Source organism: Massilia sp. WG5, from assembly GCF_001412595.2.
GTDB lineage: Bacteria > Pseudomonadota > Gammaproteobacteria > Burkholderiales > Burkholderiaceae_D > Telluria.
The window spans coordinates 4066204-4088715 of record NZ_CP012640.2 but is presented as its reverse complement, the minus strand read 5'-3'; the positions used below and the strand labels follow the sequence as shown (position 1 = coordinate 4088715).

The window sequence follows — 22512 nt, the reverse complement described above, 5'->3', positions numbered from 1 at the left end:
GTCTGACCCCGGTTTCAGGAAATTGCGGCACGGCACTGGTTTGACGGTAGCAGCGAATCGTTGGAACATGGCCGGCCCCTCAACGATTCTGTCGCACCATGTCTCCTGAACTCGGGTTGGTCTGCATTACTGTGTCGAAGGACGTCCGCTACCGCACCGTCACCCGCAAGCGGCTGCTCGAGCAGTCCGATGCCGGCCAGCGCAAGATCCTCGACGATATCTACCGCGACAACCTCCAGACCCTCGACGGCGCCCTGCAGTACTGCAAGCGTGAAGGCATCCGCCTGTACCGCCTGCCGTCCTCGATCTTCCCCTTCTTCGACGAGGACATCGGGCGCGAAGTGATGCGGGACCTGGCGCCCAGCCTGGCCCGCACCGGCCGGCGCGCCACCGAACTGGGCATGCGCCTGGTAATGCATCCCGACCAGTTCGTGGTCCTGAGTTCCGATTCGCCGGACGTGGTGGCCAACAGCATCAAGATCCTGCAGATGCACGCCGACATCATGGACTTGCTGGAGCAGCCGCGCTCGCCCTGGGCCGTGCTCGAGATCCACGGCGGCAAGGCCAACCGCAGCGACGCGCTGGTCGAGCGCATCAGGGCGCTGCCCGATCCGATCCGCCTGCGCCTGTGCCTGGAGAACGATGAATATTCGTACAGCGCGGCCCAGATCCACGACGTCTGCGTGCGCAGCGGGGTGCCGATGGTGTTCGATGCCCACCATCACATCGTCAGCGAAAAGCTGTCCAGCTACGACGACCCGAGCGTGGCCGAGATGCTGGAAAAGGCGCGCGCGACCTGGCCGGATCCGGCGCAGCAGATGGTGCACATCTCGAACGGGCGCGAGGGCTTCAACGACCGCCAGCACTCGGACCTGATCGCGACGATGCCCGCGTGTTACATGCAGGCGCCGTGGATCGAGATCGAGGCCAAGAACAAGGAAGAAGCGATCGCCGGGCTGCGTCCGTGGCAGGCAGCCGGCTGAGCGTGGTGATGCCCTCCAGCGAAAATCCCACAGCTTCCAGTAACTCCACTTGGTGCTGCCGGCATGGCGACAACATGCCACACGCGGCAAATTCGCTGCACCGCACCATTCATCGTATGCATAGCGGGCATCAGGAATGAGAATTAGTCATTTCCTTCAACCAAGTTCAGAATGGGATTTGCCATCGCTCAGCTGGACGCGGCAGTTTTCGCGCCTGTAGCACAATGATGGCGTTCAGGCAGTTTTCGAATCCTATGATGCAGCGCCAGTCCGATTCCATCTTCTCCCCGCCACGCCGGCGCGCGGCGGAATCGGCATGATCGTCCGCGGCCGCCCCTCCGCACTGCGCCTGTTCCTGGTCATGCGCGGTTCGGTCCTGCCGAATATCTGGAAGAGCCTGCTCGGCACCACCCTGCTGGCAATCGCCGTCACCTTCACGCATGGCACCCTGTGGAACCACAAGATCGCCATCGGCGCGGTCCCCTTCACGCTGATGGGCCTGCCCCTCGCGATCTTCCTGGGCTTTCGCAACAACGCCGCCTACGACCGCTACTGGGAAGGCCGCAAGCAGTGGGGAGAACTCGTCCTGCGCAGCCGCAACCTGGCGCGCCAGTGCCTGTCGCTGGCGGACGGCGGCGCGGACCAACTGCGCACGCGCATGATTCGGCGCGCGATCGCCTATGCGCACGCGCTGCGCCACCGCCTGCGATGCGGCGATCCTGAGCCCGATGTCGCGCCCTGGCTCGAGGCGCAGGAATGGGAACGCGTGCGCTCCCTGCCCAACCTGCCGTACGCGCTGATACTGGAGATGGGCGCCGACCTCGGCCTGCTGCTGCGCGAGCGCCGCCTCGATCCCTGCCTCGCCCCCAGCATCGACGCCAGCCTGTCGGCGATGACGGGCGTGGCCGCCGCCTGCGAGCGCATCCAGGGTACGCCGATTCCCTTTTCCTACACCCTGCTGCTGCACCGCACCGCCTACCTGTACTGCGTGCTGCTGCCCTTCGGACTGGTCGACGCGATCGGCGACCTGACCCCGGTGGTAACCGCCCTCGTCGCCTACACCTTCTTCGGCCTGGACGCCCTCGGCGACGAGATCGAGGAACCGTTCGGCACGTCCGACCACGACCTGCCGCTCGAGGCCATCTGCCGCACCATCGAGATCGACCTGCGCACCGCCCTCGGCGACACCAAGCTTCCCCCACCCCTACTGCCGGTCGACTACCGGCTCAGCTAGAAAAATGAAGACTGAATATCTGGATCGAATCCGTTGCGCACGGCTGCGCAATCGCGTCACCGGCGCTGCCGAAGCAGCAAGCTGGATCAAGGACGGCATGACCGTCGGCATGAGCGGCTTCACCCGCGCCGGCGACGTCAAGCTGGTGCCGGCCGCGCTGGCCGAGCGCGCGCGCCGCGAACCCATGAAGATCACCCTGCTCACCGGCGCCTCGCTCGGCAACGACACGGATAAGCTGCTCACCGAAGCGGGTGCGCTGGCGCGCCGCATGCCCTTCCAGGTCGACCCGGTATTGCGCTCGGCGATCAACCGCGGCGAAGTGATGTACATCGACCAGCACCTGTCCGAGACCGTCGAGCAGCTGCGCAGCCGCCACATCAAGCCGGTCGACGTGGCGGTGGTCGAAGCGGTGGCGATCACCGAGACGGGGGCGATCGTCCCCACGACCTCGGTCGGCAACAGCGCCAGCTTCGCGATCCTGGCCGACAAGGTCATCGTCGAGATCAACCTGGCCCAGGCCACCGGCCTCGAAGGCCTGCACGACATCTGGATTCCCAAGAAGCGGCCGATGCGCGAGCCGATCCCGATCATGTCGGTCGAGCAGCGCGCCGGCACGCCCTTCATCGAGATCCCGCCCGAAAAGATCGTCGCCATCGTGATCACCGACCAGCCGGACAGCACCTCGTCCGTGCTGCCGCCGGACGAGGAGACGGCCGCCATCGCCGGCCACCTGGTGCGCTTCTTCGAGGACGAGATCATCAAGGGCCGCCTGACCAGCAGCCTGCTGCCGCTGCAGGCCGGCATCGGCACCATCGCCAACGCGGTGCTGGCCGGCTTCGTCGACAGCCCCTTCCACCACCTCACCATGTATTCCGAGGTGCTGCAGGATTCGACCTTCGACCTGTTCGACGCCGGCAAGCTCGAATTCGCGTCCGGCTCCTCGATCACCCTGTCCCCGGAAAAGAGCGCGCAGGTGTTCCGTGACTTCGCGCGCTACAGGGACCGGCTGGTGCTGCGCCCGCAGGAAGTGTCGAACCATCCGGAAGTGATCCGGCGCCTCGGCATCATCGCGATCAACACCGCGCTGGAAGCCGACATCTACGGCAACATCAACTCGACGCATGTGAGCGGCACCCACATGATGAACGGGATCGGCGGCTCGGGCGACTTCGCGCGCAACGCCTACCTGTCGGTGTTCGCCACCAAGTCGACGGCGAAGGGCGGCCGCGTGTCCTCGATCGTGCCGATGGTCTCGCACGTCGACCATACCGAGCACGACGTCGACATCGTCGTCACCGAACTGGGCCTGGCCGACCTGCGCGGCCTGGCGCCGCGCGAACGCGCCGACGTCGTCATCGAACAATGTACGGCCGAACCGTACAAGGCGATGCTGCGCGAGTACGTGCGGGAAGCGCAGCAGCGCGGCGGCCAGACCCCGCACGTGCTGGAGAAGGCGTTTTCCTGGCATGCGCGCTACCGCGAAACCGGGTCGATGCTGCCCGCCGATTGACGCTGCCGGCGGTTTGCTGTGCAATAGGCAATCTTTTTTGCCCCTGCCGCTTCCATGACCGCCGCTCCTGCCCCTGCTCCGAAACGCCGCCTGCGCAAGATCCTGCTTGCCGTCGGCGGCTTCATCGCCCTCGCCCTCGCGCTGGTTCTGATCATCGTCCCGCTGGTCCGCAACCAGGAACACGGCCCGCTCGACGCCACCGCGCGGCGCGCGGCGCCCGGGCAGTTCGTCACGCTGTCGCACGGGATCGTCCACGTGCGCGTCGCCGGACCCGAGCAGGGCCGCCCGGTGGTGCTGGTGCATGGCTTTTCAGTGCCCAGCTACGTGTTCGACCAGACCAGCGCGGACCTGGCCGCAAAGGGTTTCCGTGTGATCCGCTTCGACCTCTACGGGCGCGGCTGGAGCGACCGTCCCGCCCTCGACTATGACCGCGAGCTGTTCGCCAACCAGCTGCTGGAACTCATGGATACGCTGCAGATTCCCAAGGCCGACCTGCTCGGCCTGTCGATGGGCGGGGCGATCGTCGGGCGCTTCGCGGCCGAGCATCCGGAGCGGGTGCGCAGCGTGGTGCTGGTCTCCCCGCTCACACGCGCACACGACATCAGCGTGATGGCCTGGCCGGGCGTGGGCGAGTGGCTGAACCGCGCCTGGTTCCTGCCCTCGCTCGCTGCCAGCCAGCTCGACGACTTTGCGCATCCCGAACGCGTGAGCGGCTGGGCCGAGCGCTTCCAGCCGCAGATGCGCTACGACGGCTTCGGGCGCGCGATCCTGTCGACCATCCGCCACCTGTCGAACGCCTCCTCGGTGCCCGACTTCGAGAAGGTCGGCAAAAGCGGCCTGCCGGTGCTGCTGGTATGGGGCGACGCCGACCGGACCGTCCCCTACACCGAGCACCTGGATGTGCAGCGCGCGATCCCGCAGGCACAGTTCGTCTCGCTGCCCGGCCTCGGGCACCTGCCGGTAGTCGAGGATCCGGCCGCGACGCATCCGCAGATCGCCGACTTCCTCGCGCAGCATTAAGCGAGTTCGGGAATAAAAAAACACCAGCCCGCGGGCTGGTGTCGTCTGTTGCGCCGGCTTCTCGCCGGCGGTCCGGCAGGCGATCAGTAGCCGCGGGTGCCGCTGGCGGGCGGGGTGCTGGTGGTGCCGGTGGTGCCGGTGCCGGTGGTGCCGGTGGCGCTGCTGCCGGTGCCCGAACCCGAGCCGGTGCCGCTCATGCCGGACGAGCCGCTCATGCCCGACGAACCGCTCATGCCGGACGAGCTGGTGCCGGTGCCGGTGCCGCCGGCGCCGGTGCTGCCGCTCATGCCGCTGGTGCCGGACGAGCCCGAGGTACCGGTGCCCATGCTGCCGCTGGTGCCCGACGAACCCGAGGTGCCGGTGCCGGTGCCCATGCTGCCGCTGCCCGAGGTGCCCGAGGTGCCGGTGCCCATGCTGCCGCTGCTGCCCGACGAACCCGAGGTGCCGGTGCCGGTGCCCATGCTGCCGCTGCCCGAGGTGCCGCTGGTGCCCATGCTGCCGCTGCCCGAAGTGCCGCTCGAGCCCGAGGAGCCGCTGCCGCTGCCCATGCTGCTGCTGCCGCTGCTCGAGGTGCCGCTGGTGCCGCCCATGCTGCTGCTCGATCCGGTGCTGCCGGTGCTGCTCGAGCCCGAGCTGCCGCTATGCTTCTTCGCGTGTTTCTTTTTGCTGGACTTGTGCGTCGAGGATTTGCTGGTGGACTGGACCGCCTGCGCGCTGGCATTGGTATCGCCGGTGGTCGATGCATTGCTGCTTTGCGCCTGGGCGCTACCGACACCGAACATCGCCATCGCAACGGATGCACCCAGCAAGCCTTTCAGTAACTTATTCATTTTCATGTCGCTCTCCTAATGGATTTGGGGCAAAAAGCTCAACAATATCAATAAGATAAATTGAGGGTTCGCAGTGTAAAACGGCCGCAGAGAAGCGTGCGCGCGTTAGCCGTACGGCAAAATTCCTGAACGGGAAAGCGACACTTTATTCGAGCCAGCAAGCCAGTCAGTGCATTGCCGTCAGCGCCGGCGAACCGGGCGCGGCGCTCACGCCGCCGGCCTGGGCGGCGAGCGTACCCAGCCTGGTGTACAGCGCCAGCACATTGCTCTTGTCGTCGGGGTAGACCCGGTTCGACAGCAGCACATAGAAGGTGCGCGAACCGGGGTCGATCCACAGCACGCAACCCGTGAAACCCGTGTGGCCGTAGCTGCCGACCGGGAACAGGGCGCCGCGCGGACGCACCGCATACGGCGAAGCGATGTCCATGCCGAGCCCGCGCAGCGCCGCGATGCCGGCCGGCGATTGCGGCGTGGTCATCAGGCGCACGCTGTCCGGGCTGAGGATGCGCACGCCGTCCAGTTCGCCGCCCTGCAGCAGCATGCGGGCATAGCGCGCGACGTCGCGGGCGGTGGTGAACACGCCGGCCGATCCGGCCACCCCATCCATGCGGCGCGCGGTCGGATCGTGCACCACACCCTGCAGCAGCTGCCCGGGCGCCAGGTCGCCGTGCGCCGAGCCTTCCGCGCCGCCCTTCTGGGTCGGCGCGATCGAGGCGGCGGCGCCGCTGCCCAGGCGGCGCAGCGGCGCATAGCCGGTATCGCGCATCTTCAGCGGCTCGAAGATGCGGGTGCGCGCGAACTCGTCGAGCGGCATGCCGGACACTTTCTGGACCAGCTGGCCCAGCAGGATGTAGTTGATGTCGGAATAACGGAAGAAAGTGCCGGGCGCATGCGTCACGACCTGCCGGCAAGCCAGCGCGTGGGCGGCGGCGTCGCCATGCCAGGCGGGCTTTGCCGGCAGGCCGGCGGGCAGGCCCGAGCTGTGGGTCAGCAGGTGACGGATCGTGATGGCGTCCTTGCCGCCGTTCGCGCATTCCGGGAAGTAGCTCACCAGCTTCGCGTCGAGGTCGATCCTGCCCTCTTCCGCCAGCTTCAGGACGGACGGCGCCGTGGCCAGCACCTTGCTCAGCGAAGCGGCATCGAACAGCGTGGTGGTGGCCACCTGCGCCGCGTCCGGCTCGTAGCTGAGCTTGCCGTAGGCCCGTTCCCGGGACTGGCCGCCGCGCTCGAGGTGCAGCACGGCGCCCGGCAGTTGATGGGCATCGACGGCTTGCAGGACGGCGTCGTCGATCTCGGCGAAGCGCGCGGCATCCAGCCCGGCGGGCTGGTCGCCCTCGGCCATCGGGGAGCGCGGCGGCGTGGCGCAGCCGCTCAGCACGACGGCGGCGCAGGCAGTGGCAAGCAGGAAACGTGACGGGAAAGCGGGCATGGATGGCACCGGCGCGGACGGCCTGGGCAGGGATTTAACAGAAGGCAATCATAGGCAGGCCACCAGGCGGGGTCAAGCGGGGCACGCTCGGCGAGAAAAATCCGATCGGCGTATCATGGGTCCATGATTCCTCTCTCGATACTCGACCTCGCCCCCATTGTTGAGGGCGGCACCGCTTCCGATTCCTTCCGCAACTCGCTCGACCTCGCCCAGCATGGCGAGCGCTGGGGCTACAACCGCTTCTGGCTGGCCGAACACCACGGCATGCCGGGCATCGCCAGTGCGGCGACTTCCGTCCTGATGTGCCATGTTGCCAACGGCACCTCGACGATCCGCATCGGCGCCGGCGGCATCATGCTGCCGAACCATTCTCCGCTCGTGATCGCCGAACAGTTCGGCACCCTCGCCTCGCTGTTCCCCGGCCGTATCGACCTCGGCCTGGGCCGCGCGCCCGGGTCCGACCACACCACGGCGCGTGCGCTGCGGCGCAACCTGGCGTCGGACGCCGACGAGTTCCCGCAGGACGTGGTGGAACTGATGGATTACTTTGCGGACTCGCCGCGCCGCCAGGTCCGTGCAGTGCCCGGCGCCGGCCTCGAGGTGCCGGTCTGGATCCTCGGCTCCAGCCTGTTCGGTGCGCAACTGGCGGCCGCTCTCGGCCTGCCGTATGCCTTCGCATCGCACTTCGCGCCGCAGATGATGATGCAGGCAATCGAACTGTACCGCGCCACCTTCCGCCCTTCGGCCCAGCTCGACAAGCCCTACGTGATGCTCGGCTTCAACGTCTTTGCCGCCGACACGGATGCCGAAGCGCACTTCCGCGCGACTTCGATGCAGCAGGCCTTCATCAACCTGCGCAGCGGCCGTCCGACCAAGCTGAAGCCGCCGGTCGAAGGCTATCTCGATCTGCTGAGTCCGCCCGAACGCTCGATGCTGGATTCGGTCCTGTCGTGCTCGGCCATCGGGGCGCCGGAGACCGTCGCCACGCAGCTGAAGGCCTTCATTGACCACACCGGCGCGGACGAGCTGATGATTACTTCGCAGATCTTCGACCACGCCGCGCGCCTGCGCTCCTACGAGATCACGGCCGACATCGCCCGCGCTGCTTGATACATTTGGTCACCTGCCCGTGGTCAACCGGGCAGATGATGAAATCGTTGTCTCCGTTGACTGGCGAACAGTCGGATGGGCCTGCCAGGCCTAGGCTGTTCGCATCGACCTTTTATCGGAGACAGATCATGAAAGCTCAACTCGTTGCAGCATCCCTGCTGATGTCGCTGTCGCTGGCCTCGGCCGGCGCCTATGCCAAACCGAGCTGCCTGAAAGGCGCGGCTGCGGGCGCCGTCGGCGGCCACTTCCTGGGCAAGCATCACGTGCTGGGCGCGGCCGTCGGCTGCGCGGTGGGCCACCACATGTCCAAGAAGCAGGAAAGGCAGGAACGTGAACAGGCCCAGGCCAACGCCCAGGCGCAAGCCCAGGCAAACCAGACCCGCACCAACCAGGCGCAGGCCACCCACAAGTGATGCGCCGGCCGGCGCCCTGATCGACGCTCAGGCGTCGCCGGTGCCGGCCTGCAGCGCGTCGATGAGATCGCGCGCCGAACGCACCCGGCCCATGTTGCGGAACACATTCTCGCAGCAGGTCTTGTGCGCTTCGGCATTGCCGGAGCTCATCGCATCTTCCACGAAGATCAGCTCGTACCCGCGGTCGAAGGCCGCGCGCGCGGTCGACTCGACGCCATAGTTGGTGGCGATGCCGGTCATGATCAGGGTCTTGATGCCGCGCCGGCGCAGCAACTGGTCGAGCTCGGTAGCGTAGAAGGCGCCCCACTGGCGCTTGGTCACCACGTGGTCGCTCGCCTGCACCTGGGCCGATTCCGCCATATACGACGCTTCCGGCGGCGGGGTCGGCGTGCCTGGCTTGAACATCGGATTGTCGGCCACCGGCATTTGCAGCTCGTCCAGCTGCACGCGCACGAAAATCACCATGCCGCCGCGGTCGCGCATCTCGCCGGCCAGTTGCACGCAATTGCCGACCACGCGCTCGGCCGGGTGCGGCGCCAGTTCCCTTTGCACATTAAAGTTTTGCAAGTCGATCTGCACGAGGGCCGTGCGAGCGATGTCGATAGTTAGCTTGTTCATGAAATCCTCCTTGGCGCAAGTATTCACCAGGCACGGTTTTCGCGGCGCGCGGCGAGCCGCCTGCGGCCGGCTGTGAATACAGACCCGGCGTGGCCACTGTGATAAATTGCCCGAATAATACACAGAGACGGCATACGCCGCAGACCATGAAGAAAATCGCCATCGCCGGCGCAAGCGCACTGCTGGCGGCCTGCAGCACCACCCAGCCTCCCCTTACCGCCTACACACTCGGTTCCGGCGCCCAGCGCAGCGCGGACCAGCAGGCGCTCGACTTCGACAAGGCCGACCTCAAGCTGCGCATCGAGCCGGCGTCGCGCAGCATCCGCGGCGACGTCACGCTCACCTTCGGCGCCCGCGCGCCCGTGCGCAGCATCGAGCTCGACCTCGACCGCAACCTGCCGATCGACGCCATCGCCGTCGACGGCCAGCCGCTGGCCGCCACCAGCTGGCGCAATCCGGAAGGCAAGCTGAGCATCGACTTGCCGCAGACCCTGCAGCCGGGCAAGCAGGTGGCGGTGCGCGTGCAGTACCACGGCCAGCCCCACGTGGCCAAGAAAGCGCCGTGGGATGGCGGCTTCGTGTGGTCGCAGACGCCCGACGGCCAGCCCTGGGTGGCGAGTGCGGTGCAGGGCGAAGGCTGCGACCTGTTCTGGCCCTGCATCGATCACCCGACCGGCAAGGCGAAACTGGTCGACGAGCACATCACGGTCCCGAGCCCGCTGGTGGCGGCCGGCAACGGCATCGCCATGGGCATGGATGAACAGGACGGCTGGCGCACTTACCACTGGCGCACGAAGAACCCGAGCACCTACGGCATCTCGATCAACGTCGCGCCTTATAAACTGCTGAGCGGTGAATACCGCAGCCGCTACGGCAACGTGATCCCGCTGCGCATGTGGTACCTGCCGCAGAACGAGAAAGGCGCGCAGGAACTGTTCGCCGAGTTCCCGCAGATGCTGGATTTCTTCGAGAGCACGATCGGCCCCTACCCCTTCGGCGACGAGAAGATGGGCGTGGTGGAGACGCCGCACAAGGGCATGGAACACCAGACCATCAATGCCTACGGCAACAACTACGCGAAGACGGCGTATGGCTACGACGAGCTGCTGCAGCACGAATTCGCCCACGAGTGGTTCGGCAACCAGCTGACCAACGCCAACTGGGACGACATGTGGCTGCACGAAGGCCTGGGCAGCTATATGCAGCCGCTGTACATGCAGAGCCTGCGCGGCGACATGGAATATTTCGCCTCCCTGATGCGCCAGCGCGCGATGATCGAGAACAAGGCGCCGATCGTCTCCGGCAAGCCGAAGCTGGAAGAAGACGTCTACGATACCAAGCGCGGTGGTCCGGGGCAGGATATCTACAACAAGGGTTCGCTGGTCATGCACACGCTGCGCGGCCTGATCGGCGACGAAGCCTTCTTCCGCGCGGTGCGCGAAGAGGTCTACGGCACCGCCGACCCGCGGCCCGGCAATTTCGCGCCGCGCTATGGCACGACGCCGGAATTCATGGCCATCGTCAAGCGCGTGAGCGGACGCGACCTGGACTGGTTCTTCCAGGCCTATCTGTATCAGAAGGAACTGCCGGAACTGCAGGCCACGCGCACCGGCAACACCCTACAACTGGCTTGGAAGACGGACAAGGACACGCCTTTCCCGATGCCGGTCGAGGTGCAGGTGGGCAATCAACTGGTGAAGCTTGCGATGACGGATGGGCGCGGCAGCGTCGATCTGCCGGCAGGGACGAGCTATACGCTGGATCCGCATTCGAAAGTGCTGCGCAGGGAGCGGCACATCGAGCGGTATCACGAGTGGCAGGAAGAGCAGAAAAAGAAGAAGGCGAAAGCCTGATTGCGCGTCGTCCCCGCGAAGGCGGGGACGACGTGGCGCTTATTTCGACGAATTCTGCATCTTCTCGCCGGTACGCTCCAGCGCGCGGCCGGTAGCGGCGGTCGCATCCTTGGCGCCTTCTTTCACGTTGGCGCCGGCTTCGCGCATGTTTTCGCCGGCGCGCTCGGCGGCGGCATCGGCTTTCACGGCGGCACGGTCAGTGGCGGCATCGATCTTCGCGCCAGCGCGGTCGGCCGCGGCGTTGGCGTCGGCGGCCGCCTGGCGGGTTTCAGCGGCTGCGTGCGCACCGGCGTCGTCGACGGTCTTGCCGGCGGTCTGGGCCGGGCCCATGCCGTTGGTCTCGACGGTCGTCTTTTCCGTCTTGTGGCAACCGGTGGCCAGCACGGCGACAGCAAACAGGATGCTCGAAATCGAAAGGGTCGTGGTCTTCATGAAGGGCTCCTTTTATTATCAAAAATGAAATACTGTGAGCGTATCTTACACCCCTCGTCCATACGCACGATTGGCAATTGTGCCAAACCGTAACAAAAAATCACGGCCTCCCCAAAGCTGACCCAGCCCGGCCGTTACATCTGTTTGCAAATGCCCTGCTCAAGGCGCCGGATTCCCATCCGCATCGATCTTGCGCACCTCGCCCACACCCAGCGCACGCACCTCGGCCTCGATCTTGCCCATGTCGCCGACCACGATCCACAATTGCTGTGGCGACATGGTGCGGGCCGCCAGCGCGTTCAGCGCCGCCGGGTCCACGGCCAGCACCTTGTCGGTGACCGTGTTGTAGTAGTCCTCGGGCAGGCCGTACTGCAGGATGGTGGCGTAGCCGTTGCTGAGCTGGACGATGGTCTCGAAGGCGCCCGGCAGGCCCAGGGTCTCGTTGTCCTGCGCGGCTTTCAGTTCCGGCCGGGTGATGGGGCGGGCGCCGGCGATGTCCGCGTATTCCCGCATCAGCTCGCGCAGCGCCGGCGCGGTCTTGTCGGTCTGCACGGGCGAAGCGCTGAACAGGATGCGCTGCCCGACCGCCGCCACCAGCGAGGAGCCGACCCCATACGACCAGTGCTTGTCCTCGCGCAGATCCATGTTCAGGCGCGAGCTGAAGGTGCCGCCGAACACGTCGTTCAGCAGGTTCAGCGCCACCGCATCCGGGCTGTTGCGCGGCGGCGCGAGCTGGGCCGCGACGATCTCGCTCTGCAGGGCGCCGGGACGGTCGATCAGGTAGACCACGGTCTTGTCCGGCTGCGCCACCCGGGCCACGTCCTTGCGCGGCACCGCGCCCGGCCGCCAGCCGGCGAAGGCCTTCTCCAGCAGCGGCGCCAAGGCCGCCATCGTGGTGTCGCCCACCACCAGCAGGGTCGCATTGTTGGGCTTGAACCAGGCCTGGTGGTAGCGCACCAGGTCTTCCCGCCGCATGCGCGCCACCCCGGCCTCGGTGCCGGTGCCGGTCAGCGGCAGGCCATAGGCGTGATCCTTGCCGTACAGCAGCCCCGGCAGCACGCGCAGCGCCATCGCGCGCGGCGCCGTCTTTTCGCGCCCGATGGCGGCGATGCGTTCGCGCTGCAGGCGCGCGAAGTCGGCCTGCGGAAAGGATGGGTGCAGGACCAGGTCGGCATACAGCCCCAGCGCCTGCGGCAGCGTCGGGCTCAGCACGTTCATGTTGACGAAGGCGCCGTCGAGGTTGGTGGCGGAACCGAAGGAGGCGCCCAGCGCTTCCAGCTCGGCGCTGACCTGCAGCGACGAGCGCGTGCCGGCGCCCTCTTCCAGCATGCGCAGCGTCAGGCTGGCCAGGCCCGGCAGCGCATGGGGGTCGGAAGCGAAGCCGGCGTCGATCATCATCGACAGGTTCACTACCGGCGCGCCATGGCGCTCGGCCAGCACCACCTTCAGGCCGTTCGACAGCGTGCCCGTCTGCATCGGCGGCAGGTGCAGCGCTTCCGGCCGGCCCAGGGGCGCTCCCTTGCTGCGGTCCAGCGTCGTGAGCGAAGGAGACAGGCCGCCCGGGAAAGGATCGACTTCGAGGACGTAGTCGCCATCGCCCAGCCAGGTGCGCATGGCCTGGCGTACCATCGCCGGGGTCGCCGCCTGGATGCGCTTCAGGTAGGTCTGGTAGCAGTCCGGGTCGCCGGTAAAGCTCATGCAGCGCGCCAGCATGTCGCTCTTGCCGCCGAAGCCGCCGACGCGTTCGACGCTGCGCGCGTACTGCGCCAGGATCGCCGTCTTCGCCAGGCGCAGCTCGTCCTCGCGCGGACCGCTCGCCAGCAGCGCCTGCAGTTCCTCGTCGGCGGCGCGCTCCATGCGCGCCACATCGGCGCCCGGCCTGGCGCTCAGGTTGATGCCGAACTGGCCGGCGATCTCGCTCGAGTCGTCGCCGGCGAAGGCCGAGGTCGCGAGCTGTTCCTTCACCACCAGGCGCTGGTACAGGCGCGAAGTCTTGCTGCCGCCCAGCACGTGGGCCGCCAGGTCGAGCAGCGCCTCTTCCGGCGTGTCGGCGCCGGGTACGTTCCAGACCCGGTAGATGCGCGCCTGCGGCACCCGGTCCTGCACGCTGCTGCGATGGCTGCCGCTGCGCTTCGCGACCCAGGCGCGCTGGGTTGCCACCGGCGGGCCGGGAGGAATATCGCCATAGTATTTCTCGACCTTCTCGCGGGCCTGCGCGGGCGTGATGTCGCCGGCCAGCACCAGCACCACATTGTTCGGACCGTAATTGTCTTTGAACCATTTCGTCACGTCCGCCATGGACGCCGCATCGAGGTCGTCCATCGAGCCGATCGTGGTCCAGGAATACGGGTGATTGGCCGGCCAGGTATTGTCGGTCACGATCTGTTCGACCACGCCGTAGGGCTGGTTCTCGCGCTGGCGCTTCTCGTTCTGCACCACGCCGCGCTGCAGGTCCAGCTTCTTCTGGTCGAGCACGCCCAGCAGGTGGCCCATGCGGTCGCTCTCGGCGAACAGGACGTAGTCGAGCATCGAGGTCGGCACGGTCTCGAAATAATTCGTGCGGTCCCGGTTCGTGGTGCCGTTCAAGTCGCTCGCGCCGATGCCTTCCAGCGCCGACAGGAAGGTCTTGTTGAAGTTCGCGCTGCCCGAAAACATCAGGTGTTCGAACAGGTGGGCGAAACCGGTCTTGCCCGGTTTTTCGTTTTTGGAACCGACGTGATACCAGGTGTTCACCGCCACCACGGGCGATTTGTGATCCTCATGCACAAGTACGGTCAGGCCGTTCCTCAGCACGAATTTGGTGTAGGGGATGTCGGGGATGGGGATGGCGACGGCGGGCGGCGGCGCGGCGGCGGCGAATGCACTCAGCGCGGCCAGCCATACGGCGAAGAGCATTCGTGGAAGAATCGACAGACGCATGCGGTGCCTCCTGGAATCCGGCCGATCATTCTATGCCAGCGGGGCATGCGCACGGATGCACGATAAGACGCCACGACCGGCGCAAATGTTTCCACAAAGAAGGCCTTATTTCACCTTTGCAGCGGGTAGCGTGCTATTCTTCCTGACCCCTGCTCCCTGTTGACGCTGCTCCTGCGCCCGTCGAGCATCGTAACCAGGCAGCTCTATGATCGCCCATCCCTCTTTCCGCACCCCTTTCGCCCCCTACCAGCTCGGCGCCTTTGCCCTGGCCCTGGCCGTCACCGTCGTCACGCTGCTCTTGATGCCGATCGCCAGCCACAAGTGGCAGAACGTCGCGGCCTTCGTGCCGGCCTACCAGGCGACGCTGATCGCGACCTATCTGCTGGCGTCCTACCTCGTCTACGGTTATTTCCTGCAGACCCGCATCCGTTCGCTGCTGTGGCTCTGGTCCGGTTGCGTGTATACGGCGGCGGTGCTGGCCGCGCAATTCCTGTCCCTCCCCGGCGCCTTCGTCGCCGGGGAGCGCCTGCTGGGCGGCGCGCAGACGACCATCTGGCTGTGGTTCTTCTGGCACCTGGGCGCGGGCGGCATGTTGCTCGGCTATGCCGTGGCGGAATGGCGCGGGGCGGGCCGGACCGTGGCGGACGCCCGCCGCAGTTTCGCCCGCGCCGCCGCCATCATGGCCGTGGCGCTGGCCGCGACCCTGGCGGCGGTGACGGTCCTGCACGACTTCCTGCCGGTCCAGAACGTCGGCGACGATTACAGCCTGGTGACCAGGACCGGCTACGGCCCGCTGATCCAGGCGATCCTGTTCGCCGCCCTGTTCTTCCTGTGGCGCGCCAGCCGCTTCCGCACGCCCATCAGCGCCTGGCTGGGCGTGGCCATCCTGGCCCTGGCCTTCGATAACATCATCACCATGGCCGGCGGGGCGCGGCTGTCGGTCGGCTGGTATGTCGGCCGCCTGAACGCCCTGCTGTCCGCGCTGGTCATGCTGGTGCTGTACATGCAGACCATCCACCGCGTCTACCTGAAGGCCGCCTCCAACGCCGACGAGCTCGCGCTCGCCAAGGACAAGCTCGAACGCCACCAGGAGCGGCTGGAACTCCTCGTCAAGGAACGCACGCGCTCGCTCGAAGACGCCCAGAACGCGCTGCTGCACGCCCAGAAGCTGGAAGCCATGGGCAAGCTGACCGGCGGGGTCGCCCACGATTTCAATAACGTGCTGCACATTATCAGCGGCAATCTCGACCTGATCCGCATGCTGTCGCCCGCCAACGACAAGGTGCTGCAGCGCTGCAGCTCGGCGCGCGATGCGGTCCGGCGCGGCGCCCGCCTGTCCTCGCAACTGCTGTCCTTCGCCCGCAAGCAGCCCCTGCAGCCGGCGCCGACCAGCATGGCGCTGGTGCTGGCCGACATGGACGAACTGCTCAAGCGCGCCGTCGGCGAACGCGTCCGCATCGAGCTGGCGATCGCGCCCGACAGCTGGAACGTCAAGGTCGACCAGCAGCAACTGGAAAACGTCATCCTGAACCTCACCTTGAATGCGAGCGATGCGATGCAGGGCGGCGGCGTCCTCGCCCTCCAGGTATCGAATACCGTCCTGTCCGACAGCGAAGCCGAACGTCTCGAGCTCGGCGGCAAGGATTATGTATGCGTGGCCTTCATCGATAGCGGCAGCGGCATGAGCATGGAAGTCCGCGAGCGCGCCTTCGAGCCCTTCTTCACGACCAAGGGCGTCGGCAAGGGAACCGGACTCGGCCTCAGCATGGCCTATGGCTTCGTCAAGCAAAGCGGCGGCCATATCGCGATTGACAGCGAACCGGGAAGCGGCGCGACCGTGACCATCCTGCTGCCGCGCACTGCCGAAGCGGCGGTCGAAAAGAGCGCGGCACCGGCGGCGCCGGTCGCGGGTGGCAGCGAAACCATCCTCGTGGTCGACGACGAAGTCGCGATCCAGGACAACGTTGCCGAAATCCTGTCGGCGCGCGGCTACCGGATCCTGCGCGCCAGCAGCGCCGACGAAGGCGCCGCCGTGCTGCGCCAGCACCGCCAAATCGATCTCCTGTTCACCGACGTCATCATGCCGGGCACGATGAACAGCCCGCAGCTGGCCGCCGTCGCCCGCGAGATGCATCCGGAGATCCGCGTGCTGTTCACCTCCGGCTATTCGGAAAACGCAGTCATCCAGGACGGCAAACTGAAGCAGGGTGTCAACCTGCTGAACAAACCGTACAGCGATGAGGAGCTGGCGCGTGCGATCCGTGCGGCGCTGAATGGAAACAGACAAGCTTATACAAACTGAAATGTTTCCTTTTGCTGACATTTCCAGATTACGCACCATTAAAGTCTTGCTTCTGCACACATTTCGCATGAGGTGTATCATGTCTTCTTGACGAACAGCGAAAGGAAAGCTCATGAATCAACGACGCTCCTTCCTCAAAAGCTCCGCCATGCTGGCCTCCGTGATCGGTGCGCCGGCAGTTCTCACCAAGGCCAGGGCCGCAACCATTCCGGGTACGGCAGCGCCGAACGAGCGCGTCTTGCGCCTCTACAACACTCACACGGGCGAGAGCCTGCGCAGCATTTTCTGGGCCGAGGGACAGTTCATCCCTGAAGCGCTGCAGGACATCAACAAGCTGCTGCGCGACCACCGCAACAACAAGGTATCGGCCATCGATCCGCAGCTGCTGGTGCTGCTCGACCGTATCAGCGCCCAGTACGGCAGCCATCCGACGCTCCACGTGATTTCCGGCTACCGCTCACCGGAAACGAATGCGATGCTGCACGAGAACACCAACGGCGTGGCGAAACACAGCCTGCACATGGAAGGCAAGGCGATCGACGTGCGCGTCCCGGGCCAGGATCTTGCCAAGTTGCACAAGCTCGCCATGTCGCAGAAGGCAGGCGGGGTCGGCTATTACCCGGACTCGCAGTTCGTCCACATGGACGTCGGCCGCGTCCGCTACTGGTAAGCCCGGCAGCATGCGGCGCTTGCGCAGTTTCCTGATTGCAGCTTTGGCCTGCGCCGGATCGGCGCAGCTTGCCGCTGCTGCGCCGGCCCCGCAGGCGCAGGCCGAGCCAGCGCCGCAGACCGTCACCGTGACCTCGACCCGCGATCCGGTCGACAAGTCCTACCGCAAGATGATCCGGGGCATGGAACGCTTCGAGCGCGAGCATGCGCTGGCGCCCCAGGCCGTCCTGCGTTTCCGCTTGCTGCCGCGCACGCCCGGCGTGAACATGCACGGCATCACGCTGCGCGTGCTCGGCGACCACATCGCGATTCCGGTGACGGTGACCGAGGACAATACCTTCGTGCTGCCGCGTAACGAGCAGGCGCTGCGCGAGGACGCCGCCGTGGTCGCCAACCGCAAGACCACCAGCATGACCTGGCGCGCTCAGGTCATTACGCCGGGCTTGCCGCCCGGCGCGCGGCGCCTGGGCGACCTGCGCCTGGAGTGCCTGGTCGGCATGGAGGCCGGCCTGGTGTCGAACAGCTCGCCCCTGTTGAGCTGGATCTCGGACGCCCTCACCAGCCCGGAACAGGTGTGTAATAGCCCACAAGGAAATTTCTTGTTTTTCACGGAGCGCTCGATCTTCTCGGTGACCCTGCACGCCGGCGAACGCACCGAAATACTCCCCTTCCGCATGCTCTACGCCGGCGGCGACCAGACCGGCGACATGCTGCGCTTCTGCGACTGCCAGGTCCTGCTCGACCGCACCTATTACGCGCCGATCTGGGACCGCAGCTGGCCGGACGATACCCTGGTCAGCTTCGAGTACATGGACGACGCCTCGCCCGCGCCGGAGGCCCGGCCATGAAGCGCCTGACTGCCATCCTGGGCACGCTGCTGGCACTGGGCGGCTGCGCCACCGGTTCGAACGAGCCCGGCAGGATCGTCGCCGAAGACCGCCTTGCGCAACTGGTCGTCCCCGGCCGCACCACCCGCGCCGAGCTGCTGGCCGCCTTCGGCCCGACCCAGACCGTGCGCTTCGACAGCGGGTATGAAACCTGGCTGTACGAAGCGGATGCCGGCGCCGGCCGCCACGCCGAGCTGGTGCTGCTGCTCGACCGCGACGGCATCGTCCGGAAAATGCGCCGCCGGCCGCCCTACCCGACCGATCCGCGGCCTTGAATCGCCCTGTCCATACAGCTTGCAGCACCGAATCGGTGTACAGTTGAGCATCATTATTTTTTAGAAAGATAGCGATGCGCGGAACGGTGAAGGCAGTGCTGGGGCTGGCGGCAGGCGTGATGGTGAACGTGGCGGGTGCGCAGGCACTGAGTCCGGTGGAACAGCGGATCGTGGCCGAAGTCCACGCCCATGCGCCGCAAGCCCTGGAACTGCTGCGGCAAAGCGTCCTCATCAACAGCGGCACGATGAACCACCAGGGCGTGCGCGCGGTCGGCAAGCTGTTCCGCGACCAGTTCGACGAACTCGGCTTCAAGACGCGCTGGATCGAGATGCCGCCTGAGATGCGGCGCGCCGGCCACCTGCTGGCCGAGCGCGAGTCCGGCCAGCGCCAGGGCGGCGGCAAGCGCCTGCTGCTGCTGGGTCACCTCGACACCGTCTTCGAGCCGGGCAACGCCACCCCGGCCTGGGAACCGCAGGCCGGCCCCGACGGCAAAGTCAGCCAGATCAGGGGCCAGGGCGTCGCCGACATGAAGGGTGGCGACGTGATCATGATCGAAGCCTTGCGCGCGCTGCAGCGCGCGGGCGTGCTCGACGGCGCCCGCATCGCCGTGGTGCTGACCGGCGACGAGGAAAATGCCGGCAACCCGAAGAGCGTCGCACGCGGCGACATGGTCGAACTGGCCAAGCGCAGCGACGTTGCCCTGAGCTTCGAGAGCAGCATGCCGGGCAAGAACGGCGTGCCGGCCGCCACTGTGGGACGGCGCTCGTCCGGCTCCTTCGATCTCGAGGTCAAGGCGCGCCAGGGACATTCGATGGCCGTGTTCGGGGCGAACGGCTACGGCGCCGTGTACGAGGCGGCGCGCATCCTCGACGCCTTCCGCCAGCAGGTGGTCGAACCCGGCCTGACCTTCAATCCCGGCGTGATCCTGGGCGGCACCGAGGTGTCCTTCGACGAGGCCGGCTCGCGCGGCAGCGCCTTCGGCAAGACCAACATCATCGCGAACACCGTGACCGTGAAGGGCGACCTGCGCGCCCTCGACCCGGCCCAGCGCGACCGCGCCCAGGCGCGCATGCGCGAGATCGTCGCCCACAGCCTGCCGGGCGCCAGCGCCAAAATCGACTTCCGCGAATCCTACCCGCCGATGGCGGTCACGCCCGGCAACCTGAAAGTGCTGGCGCAGTATTCGCAGGCCAGCCAGGATGCCGGCCTGGGCCCGATCGACGTGGTTCCGCCGGAATCGCGCGGCGCCGGCGACATCCAGTTCGCCGCACCCCATGTCGACAGCCTCGACGGCCTGGGCGCCGGCGGCAGCGGCACGCATTCGCCGAACGAAAGCCTGGACGTTGCCTCGATCGAACGCGGCGCGATCCGCGCCGCTCTTTTGATGTACCGCCTGACCCGCCAGCAATAATGTTTTAGCTTTACCGACTATGGCACGCTTACAACTCAACTTCCCCGAAGACCAGTACTACTATACGAGCTTGCTGACGGTGCGCGTCACCGACATCAATGCCGCCAACCACCTCGGCAACGACTCGATGATCTCGATGATTTCCGAGGCGCGCGCCCGCTTCCTGTTCGAGTTCGGCGTCCCCGAAACCGAGCGCGACGGCACCGGCATCATCGTCACCGACCTGGCCACCACCTACCGCGCCGAAGCCCATGCGCGCGACCAGCTGCTGTTCGAGGTCGGGGTCATGGACTTCAACAAATACGGCGGCGACATCATCTTCCGCATCACCCGCCCGCGCGACAAGAAGCTGGTGGCGATGGCCAAGCAGGGCTTCGTCTTCTTCAACTACAAGACCAGCCAGGTGGTCGCGATGCCGGACGAATTCCGCGCCAAGTTCGAGCGCGTGAACTGGATCGACTGAGGGCCGCCGAAAAAAGCTGGAACTTTTCTGCTGTCCCGGCGGAATATGGGTAAATACCGACGCCCATGAATACCACTTCCGCCACTTCCGACTCCGACCTGCTGCGCGCCATGCGCGGCGGTGCGGCAGACGCCTTCGCGGCCCTGTACCGGCGCCACCAGGGTCCGCTGTACCGCTTCGCGGCGCTGCGCTGCGGCTCGCCGGCCAGCGCCGCCGACGTGGTGCAGGAAGTATTCATGGGCCTGATGACCGGGCGCTTCTGCTTCGATCCGCTGCGCGGCACGCTGCAGGCCTTCCTGTTCGGCGTGGCGCGCATGCTGATCCTGAAACTGGAAGAAGGCCGCCGGCGCCACGTCGCCCTGCCTGACGCGCTTGACCATGAAGACGGCGCCGACGACGGGCCCGAACTGCCGCTGGACGAGGGCGGCCCGCTGGCGCGGCTGCTGGACAACGAAGCCGCGGAGCAGGTGCGGCGCGCCCTGGCCCACCTGGCGCCGCACTACCGCGACGTCGTCATCCTGTACGAAATGCACGAACTCTCCTATGCCGAGATCGCCGACATCTGCCAGGTCGACATCGGCACCGTGCGCTCGCGCCTGTCGCGCGGCCGCGCGGCCCTGGCCAGGCGCCTGGCCGGCTGGCGCGCCGCGCCCGACCTCGCGCAGGCATGAAAAGGACCGCTCCCATGGAATCCCACGACCGAGAACCGCTGGACCCGCTGTTCGACGCCCTGCGCGGCGAGATGGCGAAGCTGGACGCCCCGCGCGGCGTCGAAAAGGAACTGCTGCAGGCCTTTGCGCGCCAGTTTCCGCGACAAGCCTGGTACCGGAAGCCGGCAGTGCGCCGCTGGGCGCTGGCCGGCGGCCTGTCGAGCGCGGTGACGGCCGTGACGGTGCTCGGCCTGATGCTGCACGACCCGCGCCTGGCCGCCGATCCGGACGCCCGCGGCCGGCCCCTGGCCTCACACGACGGCGGCCTGTTCATCGCCCTCGAATCGCCCGAGCGCATCGAGCAGGAGCCGGCGCCGCGCATGGTCGAAACCGAAGTATCCCGCAGCAGCCTGGCGCCGCTGGGGGTCCCGCTGACCCCGGAAAACGCCGGCGACACCGTCAAGGCCGAGATGCTGCTCGGCGCCGACGGCCGGCCGCTGGCGGTCCGCCTGACGTCCATTGAATGACAAGTGAGGATGAGCATGAAGACCAACAAACCCGTTCTTGCAGCACTGCTGGCCGGCCTGGCCTTTCCCGTCCTGGCGCAGGAAGGGCCGGCCACCTTCGTCATGCGCGGCGCCGAAGTGCGCCCGATCAGGAACGCCCCCTACAGCGCGCAGATGGTGACGGAGCGCCAGCAGAACCTGGCGGACGGCAACCAGATCGCCGACCGCCACAGCACCATGGCCTACCGCGACAGCGCCGGCCGCACCCGCCAGGAAATCGCCGATCCGAAGGGCGAGCTGAGGATCGTCACCATCCACGATCCGGTCGCCGGCATCACCTGGATCCTGAAGCCGCAGGAACGCAGCGCGACGAAGATCGCCCGTCCTGCGGAGGCGGCGCGCAAGGCGGCCGAAACGGCGCGCGCACAGGTCGAGCAGATGCGCAAGGACGGCGCCCTGCCGACCGTCGAACGGCGCAAGCTGGAGGACGGCAAGGAAGAGATCATCGTCAAGCGCATCGTGCGCGCGGACGCCGAAGCCCGCCAGGACATCCAGGAGGACGTGCGCATCCACGTATCGAAGGCGCTGGAAGCGAACGGCGAGGCCCTGCGCGACGCCCGGATCCGCCTGGCGCCGCTGACCGCCGGTGCGTTCGGCGACATAAAATGGGCCTCGAAGGCAGTCACCAGGGAGCTGGGCACGCGCGACTTCAACGGCGTCAAGGCCGAGGGCAAGCTGCGCAGCTACGAGATCCCGGCCGGCGAGATCGGCAACCGCAATCCGATCGTGGTCTCGGACGAGACCTGGTATGCACCCGAGCTGCAGGTAACCGTGTTCACGAAGCACAGCGACCCGCGCAGCGGCGACACCGTGTTCCGCCTGGACCATCTCAAGCGCGAGGAACCGGCCGCCAGCCTGTTCGCGGTGCCCGCCGACTATACCGTCAGGGATCCGCTGGCCAGGCTGGCCGGCAAGGTCGACAAGGCGCGCTAGGCGC

The 22512-nt window shown here is 66.8% G+C and carries 22 protein-coding genes; 17 read left to right on the top strand and 5 right to left on the bottom strand.

The features are described 5' to 3' along the window. The first annotated feature begins 98 nt into the window (after positions 1 to 98). The 4 genes from uvsE (at position 99) to AM586_RS18245 (ending at position 4747) form a co-directional block, all read left to right on the top strand. Complete coding sequence (gene uvsE, locus AM586_RS18260; RefSeq protein WP_047826551.1) at positions 99 to 983, top strand: UV DNA damage repair endonuclease UvsE; 885 nt, start codon at positions 99 to 101, stop codon at positions 981 to 983. 316 nt (positions 984 to 1299) lie between these two features. Then, complete coding sequence (locus AM586_RS18255) at positions 1300 to 2217, top strand: bestrophin family protein (protein ID WP_047826550.1); 918 nt, start codon at positions 1300 to 1302, stop codon at positions 2215 to 2217. 4 nt (positions 2218 to 2221) lie between these two features. Then, on the top strand, positions 2222 to 3727 hold the full coding sequence (locus AM586_RS18250) for an acetyl-CoA hydrolase/transferase family protein (RefSeq protein ID WP_047826549.1): 1506 nt from the start codon (positions 2222 to 2224) through the stop codon (positions 3725 to 3727). Positions 3728 to 3781: 54 nt separating this feature from the next. After that, positions 3782 to 4747 carry an alpha/beta fold hydrolase gene (locus tag AM586_RS18245; RefSeq protein WP_047826548.1) on the top strand — a complete coding sequence of 322 codons (966 nt, stop codon included), beginning with the start codon at positions 3782 to 3784 and terminating at the stop codon, positions 4745 to 4747. Between the two features lie 83 nt (positions 4748 to 4830). On the opposite strand, the gene AM586_RS28195 is transcribed toward AM586_RS18245, so the two are convergent. Continuing rightward, positions 4831 to 5241: a hypothetical protein gene (locus tag AM586_RS28195; protein ID WP_162600559.1), complete on the bottom strand. Its 411-nt coding sequence runs from the start codon at positions 5239 to 5241 to the stop codon at positions 4831 to 4833. Between AM586_RS28195 and AM586_RS28190 the strand changes: the two genes are divergently transcribed. Then, positions 5207 to 5596 carry a hypothetical protein gene (locus tag AM586_RS28190; RefSeq protein ID WP_162600558.1) on the top strand — a complete coding sequence of 130 codons (390 nt, stop codon included), beginning with the start codon at positions 5207 to 5209 and terminating at the stop codon, positions 5594 to 5596. The genes AM586_RS28195 and AM586_RS28190 overlap by 35 nt on opposite strands. 147 nt (positions 5597 to 5743) lie before the next feature. Here AM586_RS28190 and AM586_RS18235 read toward each other — a convergent pair whose 3' ends face one another. Then, positions 5744 to 7006, bottom strand: a complete 1263-nt coding sequence (locus tag AM586_RS18235; protein ID WP_229411281.1) for a serine hydrolase — start codon at positions 7004 to 7006, stop codon at positions 5744 to 5746. A gap of 123 nt (positions 7007 to 7129) precedes the next feature. Between AM586_RS18235 and AM586_RS18230 the strand changes: the two genes are divergently transcribed. Then, a complete protein-coding gene (locus tag AM586_RS18230; RefSeq protein WP_047826547.1) occupies positions 7130 to 8116 on the top strand; it encodes an LLM class flavin-dependent oxidoreductase in 987 nt (328 codons plus the stop codon). A 128-nt stretch (positions 8117 to 8244) separates the two neighbouring features. Next, positions 8245 to 8529, top strand: coding sequence for a hypothetical protein (locus AM586_RS18225; RefSeq protein WP_047826546.1), 285 nt, complete (start codon positions 8245 to 8247; stop codon positions 8527 to 8529). Between the two features lie 27 nt (positions 8530 to 8556). Here AM586_RS18225 and AM586_RS18220 read toward each other — a convergent pair whose 3' ends face one another. Beyond that, positions 8557 to 9147, bottom strand: coding sequence for an isochorismatase family protein (locus tag AM586_RS18220; RefSeq protein ID WP_047826545.1), 591 nt, complete (start codon positions 9145 to 9147; stop codon positions 8557 to 8559). A gap of 146 nt (positions 9148 to 9293) precedes the next feature. Here AM586_RS18220 and AM586_RS18215 point away from each other — a divergent pair, with 146 nt between their 5' ends. After that, positions 9294 to 11000: a M1 family metallopeptidase gene (locus AM586_RS18215; RefSeq protein WP_047826544.1), complete on the top strand. Its 1707-nt coding sequence runs from the start codon at positions 9294 to 9296 to the stop codon at positions 10998 to 11000. Positions 11001 to 11039: 39 nt separating this feature from the next. On the opposite strand, the gene AM586_RS18210 is transcribed toward AM586_RS18215, so the two are convergent. Both AM586_RS18210 and AM586_RS18205 read right to left on the bottom strand, forming a co-directional pair. Further along, the gene (locus AM586_RS18210; RefSeq protein ID WP_047826543.1) at positions 11040 to 11432 is read right to left on the bottom strand and encodes a hypothetical protein; all 393 of its coding nucleotides are present in this window, start codon (positions 11430 to 11432) and stop codon (positions 11040 to 11042) included. 159 nt (positions 11433 to 11591) lie between these two features. Then, positions 11592 to 14351 carry a pitrilysin family protein gene (locus AM586_RS18205; RefSeq protein ID WP_109370485.1) on the bottom strand — a complete coding sequence of 920 codons (2760 nt, stop codon included), beginning with the start codon at positions 14349 to 14351 and terminating at the stop codon, positions 11592 to 11594. 205 nt (positions 14352 to 14556) lie between these two features. Between AM586_RS18205 and AM586_RS18200 the strand changes: the two genes are divergently transcribed. The 9 genes from AM586_RS18200 (at position 14557) to AM586_RS18160 (ending at position 22508) form a co-directional block, all read left to right on the top strand. Next, positions 14557 to 16653 (top strand): MASE4 domain-containing protein, encoded by a 2097-nt coding sequence (locus AM586_RS18200; RefSeq protein ID WP_052234456.1) that lies wholly within the window; start codon positions 14557 to 14559, stop codon positions 16651 to 16653. A 112-nt stretch (positions 16654 to 16765) separates the two neighbouring features. Further along, the gene (locus AM586_RS18195; protein ID WP_047826542.1) at positions 16766 to 17323 is read left to right on the top strand and encodes a DUF882 domain-containing protein; all 558 of its coding nucleotides are present in this window, start codon (positions 16766 to 16768) and stop codon (positions 17321 to 17323) included. A gap of 10 nt (positions 17324 to 17333) precedes the next feature. Continuing rightward, complete coding sequence (locus AM586_RS18190; RefSeq protein ID WP_373887953.1) at positions 17334 to 18170, top strand: hypothetical protein; 837 nt, start codon at positions 17334 to 17336, stop codon at positions 18168 to 18170. Beyond that, positions 18167 to 18484, top strand: a complete 318-nt coding sequence (locus tag AM586_RS18185) for a hypothetical protein (protein WP_047826540.1) — start codon at positions 18167 to 18169, stop codon at positions 18482 to 18484. Before AM586_RS18190 ends, AM586_RS18185 begins: the two co-directional genes overlap by 4 nt. 74 nt (positions 18485 to 18558) lie before the next feature. Beyond that, entirely contained in the window at positions 18559 to 19896 is a 1338-nt protein-coding gene (locus AM586_RS18180; RefSeq protein WP_052234455.1) for a M20/M25/M40 family metallo-hydrolase, read from the top strand. Positions 19897 to 19915: 19 nt separating this feature from the next. Further along, positions 19916 to 20359 carry a thioesterase family protein gene (locus AM586_RS18175; protein ID WP_047826539.1) on the top strand — a complete coding sequence of 148 codons (444 nt, stop codon included), beginning with the start codon at positions 19916 to 19918 and terminating at the stop codon, positions 20357 to 20359. A gap of 65 nt (positions 20360 to 20424) precedes the next feature. Then, positions 20425 to 21030, top strand: coding sequence for an RNA polymerase sigma factor (locus AM586_RS18170; protein ID WP_047826538.1), 606 nt, complete (start codon positions 20425 to 20427; stop codon positions 21028 to 21030). 14 nt (positions 21031 to 21044) lie between these two features. Further along, the gene (locus AM586_RS18165) at positions 21045 to 21536 is read left to right on the top strand and encodes a hypothetical protein (RefSeq protein ID WP_047826537.1); all 492 of its coding nucleotides are present in this window, start codon (positions 21045 to 21047) and stop codon (positions 21534 to 21536) included. A gap of 15 nt (positions 21537 to 21551) precedes the next feature. Beyond that, on the top strand, positions 21552 to 22508 hold the full coding sequence (locus AM586_RS18160; protein ID WP_156328270.1) for a hypothetical protein: 957 nt from the start codon (positions 21552 to 21554) through the stop codon (positions 22506 to 22508). Positions 22509 to 22512 lie beyond the last annotated feature (4 nt).